The organism is Sporolactobacillus terrae (genome assembly GCF_019930545.1).
In the GTDB taxonomy this organism is placed as follows: Bacteria; Bacillota; Bacilli; order Bacillales; family Sporolactobacillaceae; genus Sporolactobacillus; species Sporolactobacillus terrae.
The window spans coordinates 2193554-2206401 of sequence record NZ_CP082837.1; the positions used below are offsets into that span (position 1 = coordinate 2193554).

Sequence of the window (12848 nt, forward strand, 5' to 3'; positions counted from 1 at the left end):
AGGAAGCCTCCTTGCGAGGTATGTTTCGATCATTCGAGAGGAATGTGTGAAGGGAATCGAGAAGAGAACAAATGAGAACAAATGATCGTGCTTGCTATTAGTATACCTTATATTGAATAAATGCTTCAAGTCGTTTAGAGAAAACAGTGCCAGGTTGACGTGAGTAAAACTCGGTATCGGTTGCGCCTTCATATGCTTATACTTTTATTCAATTTTTTATTCAATTTCTCTTCAATCCTCACAGTTTCCCCACATTTATACGCTACACTGATGGAAACCAGATAAGGAGTTATCACTCATGAATAAGTTGCTTTTCGTTGCGGTCGCTGGTTTCGCATTACTGCTTATCACGGCGTGTTCGGCGAATACAGAGAACAGCAATAAAGCGATTGACCAGCAGGAAGCGGGCAGTGAATTCGCGACATCACAATCACCTCAAATAATAAAGGGACCAAATATTACGCTCGTTGCCAAAAAGGGGACACAAAAGTTAAGCAGTGGCGTCACCGTTCCGGTCTGGACGTTTAATGGATCGGCTCCCGGACCGGAAATTCGCGTGAAAAAAGGCGAGAAAGTGCGTGTCACGCTTAAAAATGAGCTCCCCTCACCTGTTTCCATACACTGGCACGGTTATCCAGTCCCAAATAAAATGGACGGCGTACCAGGTGTGACGCAGGATGCCGTTGCACCAGGAAAGAATTTTACCTATTCGTTCGTCGCCGACAAAGCAGGAACCTACTGGTATCATTCACACCAGGACTCAGTGAATCAGGTGGATCGGGGATTATATGGCGCTTTTGTTGTCGAAGAGCCCGAAGAAAAGTATGACAGGGATTACACGTTGATGCTGGATGAATGGGTGACCGATAAACGTCAGATTAACCGTCAAATCGCGTCTATGACTCAGGGAAACAGCCAAAAAGAAAACAAAGACTCCGGAGGAATGAATCATATGCCCGGCATGAATAGGAACGATTCGGATCATGACCGTGATAGGATGGATATGGGGAACATAGACATGTCCGGAAACATGATGAAAAATAATATGAGCATGTATGACCTGTATACGATTAATGGAAAAAGCGGTCACTCCGTGAAACCACTGGACGTTAAAAAAGGGGATAATGTCCGGCTTCGCTTCATTAATGCAGGCTATCTCCCGCATGATATTCATATCCATGGCCATAGCATCAGAGTCATCGCCACCGACGGTCAGCCGATTAACAATCCTCAGGCTGTCAAGAATCAGGTCATTCCTGTTGCACCTGGTGAACGCTATGATGTTTCCTTTATTGCCGACAATCCGGGGAAATGGTACATTGAAGATCAAGGAACCACAAAGGCTGCGGACGGCATGAAAACCGTTATTGACTATGCGGGGAGCAAGACAACAACCGATCGGCCTAATCCCGACTCGTCTCTGCCGGCAATCAACTTCGATCAATACGGGGCGAACGCAAAACCGACGTTTACTTTGAACCAGAAGTACGATGTGAACTACACGATGGATTTGAACGCTGGCATGGACAACAATGGGATGATCTATACCATTAACGGGAAGACCTTCCCGAATTTCGATCCGATTAAGGTCAGAAGGGGGGATCGTGTAAAGGTTAAACTGGTCAATCGTGATCCTATGAACAATCATCCGATGCACCTGCATGGTCACTTCTTCCAAGTACTAAGTAAAAATGGCAAACCAGTAACCGGTTCACCGATTTATAAAGATACGTTAAATGTGAAACCAGGAGAAACCGATGAAGTCGCCTTTCTGGCAGATAACCCCGGAAACTGGCTGTTTCACTGCCATGATCTTCATCATGCATCGGCCGGTATGGTGACAGAAGTCAATTATACCGATGATCATTCGAACGATGTAACAGATCCCTCAAACGATAATAAATCAGATTAAAGCCTTTAAATGAAAAAGCAGGTTCTTCCATTAAATGATAAAGAAGAAAGGTGTGGTAGATATGATGGGATGGAATAACGGTATGATGGGTGGATTCGGAATAGGTATGGGGTTCATCGGGTGGCTTTTACAACTCGCACTCTTTATTGTCGTAATTTATCTGGTGATTTCCTTAATCAAAAATTCAAATCACCATTCGAACACCAGCGATCATGCCGAATCGATTTTAAAAGAACGCTTTGCCCGAGGCGAGATCACGGAAGATGAGTACAAAAAAATGAAAAAGATTTTACATGACTGATAATGAGATTCGCCTAAATATATGTTGAGGAGGAAAAGTTACATGACTTTTTCTCCTCTTTTTTGTACGCGTATATTTGTCAAAATCATCAGCTGTTTTCATGTAGACAAAAACGTGTTCGAAACGATCTCACTTATCGATGTCATTTGGCTCAACCAAGACTTTGACTTCGGGTTTTCAGGAAAAAGTCAGGTTTCAGGTTTCATCCGTAAACTCAAGAATATCCCCGGCTGGCCGGCATATTTTGTTCAGCGTGTCAAACTAGATTGCTCTGGCTTTTCCATTTTTCAAAATTGATCTATTCGCCATTATAAATACCTACCCGTTCGAACAGTTCGGTCACACTCATCTTTCTTTTTGCCATCATGACATCGAGCGTCACCCGGATTGCCACATAGGCGTATTTTTATTGTATTTCAATAATGTTTTGTTACCTTTCAATAAAACAAAGTCATGAAACAGCCCGTGTTCGTTACTCAGTGTTTCCACACATTCATTTATTGCTTGCTCATCTGATCAGCAATAAATTGAACAGGCAGGCGGAGCGTGAACGTGCTGCCTTCCCCTGGTCTACTTTTTACCGTGATACCGCCGCCAAGCTTTTTTGCAATTTGCTCTGAGATCGGTTACGGCACCATCGGCTTCCATCCACTGGTGGCGATCGATGGGGCGACAGGCGAAGAGACCGTGTCCGCCCATTGTTTTTAGCAGGGGTTGGACTCGGTCCTTTGCCATTTGCTACCCTGCGAATGGAATCGAAAGCTTTTTAGCAATTGCCGCTTCAGGTCTCCCAAAAATCATGAACAAAGAGCGCAATTCTTATTGCAGAATTGCGCCCTATTGCTGAAGACATACTACGGGTACGAACAGGATTATGAAATGGTTTGTAAAACTTTAGAAACCTCTTTTTCAATAACGGAATCATCTACGGTATCTAAATGTTCAGGCTTAAGCAATTGATATTCTTTCATTTTATAAAAATCCATAATCGCTTGTTTCAAGGTAACATCATACTGAATTGAAAATGAGGGTTCCATGAAATGCCGCAACACAGCGTCGTCTTGAACCATAAACAACACCGCATTCAATTTGTTGAATATCTTCTGCTTCATTCCGGATTCAAAAAAGGTTTGTAAATTTTTAATTCGACTTTGTTGCGCAGCTGCAAGATCCTCAAAATGGTGCGGGTAAAATTCTTTGAGATCATTTAAGAACAAATCAGATATAAAAGCTACACATATCAACGATTGCAAAAACGTCATTTGAAAGCGTTCAACGTAAGAGACAGAATCATCTTTTACAAAGGTATCAGCCCCTTGCAAGTAATTAATATAATACATGACAACCCGTTGAATGATTTCATCTTTGGATGAAAAATGCTTATAAAGTGTCACTTTGCTAATATCCATATATTTTGCGATATCGTCTATTTTTAATTGGCTGAATTTGTTTCTTCTTATAACAGGTTTTATTTTTTCAATATATTGATCGACGCTCACGGGTTTTCTCACGAATGAAACCTCCTTTGACAGTTATATTATACCGACATCGCTTTGTTATCACAAACGTATTTTACATTGATTATTAAATTAACAAATTTAATTAAATTAGTTTACTTTGTTAATTCTGTGTTGTATAATTCTTTTTGTAGCCGAACATCTTTATAGAAATATCCAAAGGAGGTAAGAACATGCGTGTTTTTGTTACAGGAGCGACAGGATTCATCGGAACTGCAGTTGTCCGTGAACTCATCGAGGCAGGGCATCAGGTCATTGGCCTTGCTCGTTCAGACAAATCTGCCGATACATTAAAAGTTGAAGGGGCCGAGGTGCACCGCGGTTCCCTCGACGATCTTGACAGCCTTCGCAGCGGTGCCTCTGCTGCGGACGGCGTCATTCATCTAGCATTTAAGCACGACTTCTCAGACTACGGCAAGGCGATCTCAGACGACCTACGCGCCGTCAAGGCAATGGGGGAAGTGCTTGAGGGTACAGGCAAACCGTTCGTGATCACCTCGGGAACATTGATGCTCACATACGTACTCCCGCCAGGGCAAATCGGGACGGAAAAGGATGTGGTCGACAACTCAGTACCCAGGGGCGAAGCGGAGAACGTGGTTATCGCGCTGGCTGAGCGTGGGGTACGGTCATCGCTCGTCCGTCTCGCACCTTCCGTTCATGGCCTTGGCGATCACGGCTTCGTATCGAGCTTGATCGGCATTGCTCGCGACAAAGGCGTCTCGGCCTACATCGGCGACGGTTACAACCGCTGGCCGGCCGTTCATCGCCTCGATGCGGCGCGTCTGTTCCGGTTGGCTGTGGAAGCCGCCCCAGGGGGTTCACGGCTGCAAGGGGTCACTGATGAGGGAGTGCCATTCCGTGACATCGCCGGTGTCATCGGTCGTCACCTGAACCTGCCGGTGGTCAGCATTTCCCGCGAGGAGGCGGACGCCCACTTCGGATGGCTCGGCGCCTTTGTGTCGGCTGACAACCCAACGTCGAGTGCGCTGACTCAGGAACGCTTGGGATGGCAGCCAGTGCATCCTAAGCTCATTCCAGATCTCGAAAAAGGACATTACTTCAGCAACTAAAGGTACAGAGGGCAGAAAAAAAATCTGCCCTCTGTTTCTTTAACAGGAGAGGATTCTCCTTTCGCCTTATTCTATTAAATGGCCCTTCAATGGAATAATATGATTTACGGTCTTATATGTAGTGTAGTTAAGTACATAAATCATATTTATAGTATTTTTATATATTGTCATCTCATTGAACATTGGCTTTTACACGGTTAAGTTAGTTTCCAGTCCTGATTGCTCGTGTTATACCCCAAAATATAAAGCGATATAATGCTGCAACAAGAAAGAAAGGCCAAATATATTCAAAAGCAGTGTAAGACGTATTACTGATTAAAAGAGAGTTTAAAAAAAACTAGGAATAGAGACAAATACTCCATTAAAGAATCTTTAGATCTATATTTTTCATACAAATATTTAGTCTTTCTAAAATTAAAGACATCTTTTAATTCCTTAGTACGCCATCCTTTGACAAGTCCTAGCCCTATTATATAAATTCCCAGAGCAGGCCCATAGTCTACATCCAAGACCCGTGTTATTACACAATAAATTATAGGTGAATAAAACTAAATACATTTTACTATCCCCCTTTAGAGGATGGGATAGGTTTGCACGTAACGAGGATTAACATAATAAGGCGGTCTTGGTCCTATTAACGGCATTGGCCACGTGTAAGGATTGTCATTATAGAGCATCTCTACTTTTTCATCTGAAAAATTCACGAGTAATAATTTGACTTCAGGACTATATTGAAACAAGCGAATAACCTCCTCTTAAACTTCTTAATACACCTTATTCAGCGACTTCTCATAAAGAGCAAGTACTTCTTTCATCAAGCTGTAAACAATTGTGGATTGAAACATGCACTGGGTACGCCCATGTAACATAATGTAAAAGGGTATTTTCTATTAAGGCAAGGAGGTCTCCAATGGAGCAGGATGAGCAAAAAAATCAGAAGAGTATCACCAATGGAAATTATCCAATGTATCCAAATTACGGGGTCATAACTCGCTATGAGGAAATTCCGATTAATGTCCCTGAACAACGTCAACTTCGACAACCGGGCGTGGAAGGACTGATGGTCCCCCACCCATTATTGAAAATCCGAACTATAAAGGGAGTGGGAAGTTAACAGGAAAAGTCGCCCTCATCACAGGTGGGGACAGTGGTATCGGAGCAGCTGTAGCGATTGCGTTTGCTAAAGAAGACGCAGATGTTGCTATTTCATACTTAGATGAACATGAGGATGCAAACCGAACAAAAGCACGGATCGAACAACTCGGCAAGCGCTGCATTCTATTGCCAGGTGATGTCCGGGATAAAATTCAATGTATCTCCAACGTGGAACAAACGATTCAATCATTTGGACGACTGGATATTCTTGTTAACCACGTGGGTATCCAGTTCCAGCAACCAAGTTTACTCGATATCACAGACGAGCAATTCGATGACACCTGTAAAGTGAATATCTATTCTCATTTTTACACAACTCGAGCGGCGCTTCCCCATTTGAAACCAGGTAGCTCAATTATTAATACATCTTCGGTTGTGGCTTTTGAAGGTCCTGCACAATTGATTGATTACACATCAACGAAGGCAGCGAATATTGGCTTTACTCGTGCTTTGGCCAATAATCTTATAGGTAAGGGAATTCGGGTCAATGCTGTAGCACCAGGATCAACCTGGACTCCGCTCCAGCCGTCAACGTATTCTGCAGATCAGGTCGCGATATTGGGTGCCAGTAATCCGATGCGGAGAATGGCCCAACCATTTGAGCTTGCGCCAGCGTACGTCTTTCTTGCCTCCGACGATTCCAGATTTGTTACTGGCCAAACCATTCATGTTAATGGTGGAGAGGTGACATCATCATAAGGTCCTATTCAACCAGAAATTCCATTAAATAAGTTAATCATTGAGGGTACAACGGTAAGCGTCAATAGTCCCCACCTGTAACCAGATGGGGATTCGTTATATGATTTATTTAGCAGATGAGGAGACGCGACAATCTTCCGGGATGGCTGTTGACCGAGAAGTTGTTCCATCAGATTCGTGGATGAAAAAGGCAAGACAGATACTTGAAGGGATTCAATCCGTTTTCTTTCGCTGTCTCCACAACACTGTAGATAACCGCACTGGCCTGTGCAAAAGATGTGCAGGGTTTGACGCTTACCTGTGCTGAAAGCAAACAACTTTTTACCACTTTTTTTACTATATTTGTCGTGAACAACATAAACATTCTATAGAAGAAAATTATTTCTATAGGAGGTTACCATGGATCAAAAGGATCAAAGTCATCCATTTAAACGATTTTAAAACGACTTTTATTCAGTCGCCCTCAGATGATTAAACCTTTGATACCCATGACTTGCTTTTAAATCAAGGATTATTTATAGAAACATGTTGACATTACGGTATGTTATAAAGGAGACGAATTATGATTCTCTCTAAATTTGTAGACGAACTACCCATCCCACCTATTTTAAAACCTCGATGGAAAGATCCGTTTTATACTTATTACGAAGTAACTATGACTGAATTCCGTCAGTCACTTCATCGTCAGTTAAATGACTCAACTGTTTGGGGGTACGAAGATGGCTATCCAGGGCCTACAATTGAAGTCGAACGTGGCGAAAAAGTGTTGATTAAATGGATGAACAATCTTCCTGATAAGCATCTTTTTCCAATCGATTATACGGTTCATGGTGCCCATCAGGACGTGCCTGATGTAAGAACAGTCGTGCACGTACACGGTGCTTGCGTTGAATGGGAAAGCGATGGCTACCCAGAGGCTTGGTTTACAAAGGGCTTCAAACACGTGGGGCCATATTTTAGAAAGCAAATATATCGATATGATAATTGCAATCATGCCTGCACTTTATGGTATCATGACCATACGCTTGGTATTACGCGGCTAAATATTTATGCAGGTTTAGCAGGATTCTATCTTATCAGAGAAAATCGGGAACGTTCATTGAATTTACCGAGTGGGAACTATGAGATTCCTCTTATGATTCAAGACCGAACATTTAATAAGGATGGTTCGCTTTACTACCCGAAGCAACCAGAGAAACCGATTCCTGAATTAGAAACGTCGATTACTCCTGAATTTATTGGGGATACGATTCTAGTAAACGGTAAGGTATGGCCTTATTTAAAAGTGGAACCACGTAAATACCGCTTTAGGCTTTTAAACGCATCCAACACGCGTTTCTATAGGATTAAGCTTGATTCTGGACAACTTATGTATCAAATTGCGACTGATGGAGGGTTGCTGGACTATCCAATTGGTATCAAGGAAATCATGTTAGCCCCTGCAGAAAGGGCAGATGTGATCATTGATTTTACCAATTTAGAAGGGAAGAATATTATCATGACAAATGATGCCCCCGCTCCCTTTCCAGGGGGTGACAAACCGGATCCAAATACGGTTGGTCAAGTGATGCAATTTAGAGTAACTCTTCCTTTATCAAGTGTTGACACGAGTACAATTCCGGCTCATATGATACCTGTTCCAAAAATAAAAGAACAGTCAGTTTCGAGGATAAGATACCTAACATTAAATGATACTATGGATCAGTACGGTCGTGAATGGATGCTATTGGATCATAAACCATGGGCAGCACCCATATCAGAAAATCCAAAATTAGGGGCAACCGAGATATGGTACCTCATCAACGTAACTGGTAATTCACACCCAATTCATCTTCACTTAATTGATTTTCAAATACTTGACCGAAGAAATTTCGATGTTGATACGTTTAACAAGGAGAAGGTTATCGACTATACAGGTCCGGCAATGCCGCCGGAACCACAAGAACGAGGATGGAAAGATACCGTTCGAGCTAATCCGAAGCAAGTTACTCGAATAATCATGCAGTTCGGACCATTTACCGGGTTATATATATGGCACTGTCATATCTTGGAGCACGAGGATTATGAGATGATGAGACCTTATCGTATTATCCGATAATGATCGGTGACCTGTCAAAATTAACTTGAAACACCGGGATGGTACTTAATGTTATCCTAATTATTCACAATTTAACTTACCAATATTTTAAAAATATGATCTGGGGTTCAAGCTCCTAACTTTGCTAAAAGTCTTCAGAAAGTTGGTTGAAGGCAAAATCAAGGCAGGGCAAGTGATAGTAGAGAAAAGACCCCGAAATCAGAAAAGTTTATTTTAATCAGGGTCGGAATCGGAAATGTTTATTTTGACTGAGCGATTTATTTTTTAGTTAGACAAATTCCTTTGTAGCAGTGCGACTGTCTCCACGTGCATCTTCTGCGGAAACATGTCCACCGGCTGCACTTCAACAGTCTTAAATCCACCTGCTTCTAACACTTTTAAATCCCTTGCCAATGTCGCTGGATTACAAGACACATACACAATTCGTTTCGGTTTCATGTCGATCATGGTTTGAAGAAGGGCTTCATCGCAGCCTTTTCGCGGAGGATCTACGACAATGACATCAGCTTTTATCCCTTGATCATACCATTCTGGGATGACTTTTTCTGCTTGTCCTGCTTTAAAAGTGGCATTTGTTATTTGATTTAATTCGGCATTCTTCTTTGCATCTTCTATCGCTTCAGGAACAATTTCAACCCCATAAACATGTCCTGCTTTTTGAGCGAGGCATAATGAAATAGTCATTTCGGTGCCTGTCACTTATCGAATCATCTAACTGTTTACGCTTAAAGATAGGAGTTACCTCCTATCCTCCAAAACTCGCTACGAGTGGGTGGCTAACCTTACTCGACGGGAATCCCACCCGCTAAATGTTACGACCTAAGCTCGGTCGCTCTGACAGGCACCAAACTTTAATTCGAAGGATTTAACTCCAAGTTTTCTAGGTCAATTGTAAAGTTATATGATTTTAAAATATCTAACCCTAGTAATCCATTGTGATTATTAGGCAACATTCCTATATCTATTTCAAAATTCTTAATAGAAAATGTATCAATTTTAATATTGTCCATAACTTTTGTATAAAACGGAACAGTTCCACCTATCCCATAAGCTTCATAAATCACGTCCCCATTTTCATATCTAACCCCAATTTTCTCCAAAATATCCGGGTTAATTACTGTATGAGAAGATCCTGTATTGTATATTGCCATTGAATAGGGACAGCTGTGCCAAGTTTTTGGGACAGTAAAGACATCAAATTGGGACAGTTAGGACATGTGAGGGACACCTCCTGTATAATGAGCTTGCACCTAGTGGTGTAAATCCATTACAGGAGGTTTTTTTAATGATCAAATACCGTGAAATTTTGCGGCTTCATGCTCAGGGATTTAGCCATCGGCATATTGCTTCGAGCTGCGGATGTTCGAAGAATACCATTGGCAATGTCCTGAGGCGGGCTGGAGAGAAAGGAGTCTCATGGCCACTGGATAAGGACATGGATAATCCTGAACTCCAGAATATTCTTTTTCCTGAAAAGCATCGATCTGAGATGAGACGTCCACCGGATTGTAGCTATCTCCACCAGGAAATGGCTCGAAGCGGAGTGACCCTGTCATTGCTTTGGCATGAATATGTAGAAACGTGTAGACAAAACAAGGAGATCCCTTACAGTTATCGGCAATTCTGTCGTTTTTACAACAGCTATGTGATAAAGACCAAAGCAACCATGAGAATTAAAAGAAAGCCTGGTGAAGCAATGGAAGTGGATTGGGCAGGTCAAACTGCTTCAATTCAGGATTCTATCACCGGACAGACCATTCCTGCTTACGTCTTCATATCTGTGTTACCTTGTAGTCAATATGCTTACGTCGAGGCATTTCTATCCATGGATACACCAAGCTGGATAACCGCTCATATCCATGCCCTGCAGTTTTTCGGTGGGGTTCCCCGAATGATTATTCCTGACAATTTAAAGACTGGTGTTGAACGATCATCCTCAACAGACCCGGTGATCAATCGCTCGTATCAGGAAATGGCTGAGCATTATCAAACAGCGATTGTTCCTGCCAGGGTTCGCCACCCGAAGGACAAACCCAATGTAGAAGGGGGTGTTCGAATCATATCAACTTGGATTATTGCCTCCCTGAGAAACGGTCAATACTTTTCGATTTCCGAGCTGAATCAAGCGATAAGAGAGAAATTAACGGAATATAATGAGAAGCCCTTTCAGAAAAAAGATGGAAGCAGGCAATCCGCTTTTGCGGAGGAGGAGAAGTTTGCCCTTCTCCCTTTACCTGCTTCCTCATACGAATTAGCGACATGGAAAAAAGCTACCGTACCCTTTGATTATCACATATCTGTAGAAAAAATGTACTATTCCGTTCCCTATGAATACATGAAACACCAGGTGGATGTTCGAGTGACCCGAAACATGATCGAAATCTATTTTAATCACTTCCGCGTTGCTTCGCATATCAGACTTTATGGGAAGAAAGGTCAGCTATCTACCAATCCCGAGCATATGCCCGATAAACATAAGGATTATTTATCGATGAACCGAGATTATTTTATGTCCTGGGCTAAGGAAGTCGGGGTTCATACACTCATTACTGTAAAAGCGATTCTCGCTTCATACAAAGTAGAAAAACAGGCACTTAAATCATGTTCATCACTCACAAAACTAGCAGATAAATACTCTGTAGAACGCCTCGAACGGGCATGTGGACGTGCCTTAGACTATTCGCCAAGACCCAATCTGAACAGTATTAAGACCATTTTAAAAACAGGTCAGGATAAACAACAACTAGACTCTATCAATCCACCAAAATCAAATACAAATCAAAGCGATACTCACGGTTTCGTTAGAGGTGCAGCCTACTATGGGAGGAAAGAAAAATGACGAGCGAAAATACCTTATCAAAATTATATGATATGAGATTGACCTCTATGGCTGAACAATATAGCGAGCAATTACGCGATAGCCAATACAATGATTTATCATTCGAAGATCGATTCAGTCTCTTAGTGGATCGTGAGTGGGATCGAAGAAAGAACAACAAACTGGATCGCCTGATTAAGAAGGCAGGATTTCGATATAATCAAGCCTGTATTGAAGACATTGAATATCATCCTGATCGCAAACTGGACAAAACTCAGATTCTACGATTAGCCTCCGGACAATACATTCAGGACAAGCATAACTTGATCATTCAAGGGGCTTCTGGGAACGGAAAATCCTATCTCTCTTGTGCTTTTGGCATGGCGGCCTGTCGACAGTTTTATACAGTGAAATATACTCGTCTGCCTGATTTACTCGATGAGCTAGCCGTTGCCAGAGGAGAAGGGATTTTCCAAAAAGTCATGAAGTTATATCGCAAAGTCGATCTTCTTATCCTGGATGAATGGCTACTCACCCCATTGAGAGAAAACGAAGCACGTGATTTACTGGAAATTATCGAGACTCGACATCAAGTGTCCTCAACGATTTTCTGTTCTCAATTTGATGCACAAGGATGGTATGAAAATATTGGCCAGGCAACCCTCGCCGATGCCATTCTCGATCGTATCATTCACGATTCATACACCATCTTAATTGATGGAGAAGTGTCCATGAGAGAAAGACACGGATTAAAAGAATAAGAAAAATGGGTCGCAGAGGCATCATCTACGGATGATCCCTCTGCATTTTTAGCTCTGCCTGTCCCTCGCATGGCACACATGTCCCTCGTTTATGTCCTAAGTGTCCCAAAAACATGGCATAACTGGGCTTTTGCGATGGCAATATACACCTGTATCGACAATTACATCATTAATTTCTACTGCCATTCCACGAAATTCCACATAAAGAGTTGTTGTAATAAGTTGCCCATCATATGAAAGCTTCATTAGATTCTTCTCACTTTCATTAAAGGATCTCTGCGAATGTAAATTACAAATTCTTCATTAGATGTGTGATAAACAATAGTTCCTTCTTTAGCACGGAAGAATTCTTTGTTTGCATCCTTTTCGGAAATGGTTCTTATTGGGGCTACTTCATCAACAATTTTCTTGTCACCTTCTTCATGATAATCAAGAATTGAAACCAAAAGAAACTGATTTGGAAATAGCTCCCTCGCTTCTTGCCATTTCATTTTATCCAGCCCTCCTCCTACCA

At 42.0% G+C, this 12848-nt stretch carries 9 protein-coding genes and 3 pseudogenes; 7 read left to right on the top strand and 5 right to left on the bottom strand.

Annotated features, from left to right (window positions below; all coding sequences use genetic code 11):
• Nucleotides 1-298: 298 nt before the first annotated feature.
• Nucleotides 299-1912 (top strand): multicopper oxidase family protein, encoded by a 1614-nt coding sequence (locus K7399_RS10460; RefSeq protein WP_028976638.1) that lies wholly within the window; start codon nt 299-301, stop codon nt 1910-1912.
• Nucleotides 1913-1946: 34 nt separating this feature from the next.
• Complete coding sequence (locus K7399_RS16225; RefSeq protein ID WP_272947200.1) at nt 1947-2213, top strand: SHOCT domain-containing protein; 267 nt, start codon at nt 1947-1949, stop codon at nt 2211-2213.
• Nucleotides 2214-2408: 195 nt separating this feature from the next.
• Here the strand turns inward: K7399_RS16225 and K7399_RS10470 are convergent.
• A pseudogene (locus tag K7399_RS10470) lies at nt 2409-2607 on the bottom strand (helix-turn-helix domain-containing protein).
• 478 nt (nt 2608-3085) lie between these two features.
• A complete protein-coding gene (locus tag K7399_RS10475) occupies nt 3086-3724 on the bottom strand; it encodes a TetR/AcrR family transcriptional regulator (protein WP_128167026.1) in 639 nt (212 codons plus the stop codon).
• Between the two features lie 179 nt (nt 3725-3903).
• Here K7399_RS10475 and K7399_RS10480 point away from each other — a divergent pair, with 179 nt between their 5' ends.
• From K7399_RS10480 to K7399_RS10490, 3 genes and pseudogenes are all read left to right on the top strand, one after another.
• The gene (locus K7399_RS10480; RefSeq protein WP_128167028.1) at nt 3904-4803 is read left to right on the top strand and encodes an SDR family oxidoreductase; all 900 of its coding nucleotides are present in this window, start codon (nt 3904-3906) and stop codon (nt 4801-4803) included.
• Between the two features lie 910 nt (nt 4804-5713).
• Nucleotides 5714-6657, top strand: a pseudogene (locus K7399_RS10485) (SDR family oxidoreductase).
• A 562-nt stretch (nt 6658-7219) separates the two neighbouring features.
• The gene (locus K7399_RS10490; RefSeq protein ID WP_128167030.1) at nt 7220-8755 is read left to right on the top strand and encodes a multicopper oxidase family protein; all 1536 of its coding nucleotides are present in this window, start codon (nt 7220-7222) and stop codon (nt 8753-8755) included.
• 264 nt (nt 8756-9019) lie between these two features.
• On the opposite strand, the pseudogene rlmD reads toward K7399_RS10490, so the two are convergent.
• Both rlmD and K7399_RS10500 read right to left on the bottom strand, forming a co-directional pair.
• Nucleotides 9020-9436, bottom strand: a pseudogene (gene rlmD / locus K7399_RS10495) (23S rRNA (uracil(1939)-C(5))-methyltransferase RlmD); the annotation flags it as partial.
• 170 nt (nt 9437-9606) lie between these two features.
• Nucleotides 9607-9906 carry a retropepsin-like aspartic protease gene (locus K7399_RS10500; protein WP_223362298.1) on the bottom strand — a complete coding sequence of 100 codons (300 nt, stop codon included), beginning with the start codon at nt 9904-9906 and terminating at the stop codon, nt 9607-9609.
• A 134-nt stretch (nt 9907-10040) separates the two neighbouring features.
• Between K7399_RS10500 and istA the strand changes: the two genes are divergently transcribed.
• Together istA and istB are read left to right on the top strand one after the other, a co-directional pair.
• Nucleotides 10041-11594 carry an IS21 family transposase gene (gene istA, locus K7399_RS10505; protein ID WP_028977443.1) on the top strand — a complete coding sequence of 518 codons (1554 nt, stop codon included), beginning with the start codon at nt 10041-10043 and terminating at the stop codon, nt 11592-11594.
• Nucleotides 11591-12334: an IS21-like element helper ATPase IstB gene (gene istB / locus K7399_RS10510; RefSeq protein ID WP_223362299.1), complete on the top strand. Its 744-nt coding sequence runs from the start codon at nt 11591-11593 to the stop codon at nt 12332-12334. Before istA ends, istB begins: the two co-directional genes overlap by 4 nt.
• Nucleotides 12335-12579: 245 nt before the next feature.
• On the opposite strand, the gene K7399_RS10515 is transcribed toward istB, so the two are convergent.
• Nucleotides 12580-12825, bottom strand: a complete 246-nt coding sequence (locus tag K7399_RS10515; RefSeq protein WP_010023864.1) for a hypothetical protein — start codon at nt 12823-12825, stop codon at nt 12580-12582.
• Between the last annotated feature and the right edge of the window lie 23 nt (nt 12826-12848).

Coding starts and splice junctions, on each gene's coding strand:
- K7399_RS10500 (WP_223362298.1), bottom strand. CDS start 9,906: ATGGCAATATACAATACAGGATCTTCTCATACAGTAATTAACCCGGAT.
- K7399_RS16225 (WP_272947200.1), top strand. CDS start 1,947: ATGATAAAGAAGAAAGGTGTGGTAGATATGATGGGATGGAATAACGGT.
- K7399_RS10480 (WP_128167028.1), top strand. CDS start 3,904: ATGCGTGTTTTTGTTACAGGAGCGACAGGATTCATCGGAACTGCAGTT.
- istB (WP_223362299.1), top strand. CDS start 11,591: ATGACGAGCGAAAATACCTTATCAAAATTATATGATATGAGATTGACC.
- istA (WP_028977443.1), top strand. CDS start 10,041: ATGATCAAATACCGTGAAATTTTGCGGCTTCATGCTCAGGGATTTAGC.
- K7399_RS10515 (WP_010023864.1), bottom strand. CDS start 12,825: ATGAAATGGCAAGAAGCGAGGGAGCTATTTCCAAATCAGTTTCTTTTG.
- K7399_RS10490 (WP_128167030.1), top strand. CDS start 7,220: ATGATTCTCTCTAAATTTGTAGACGAACTACCCATCCCACCTATTTTA.
- K7399_RS10460 (WP_028976638.1), top strand. CDS start 299: ATGAATAAGTTGCTTTTCGTTGCGGTCGCTGGTTTCGCATTACTGCTT.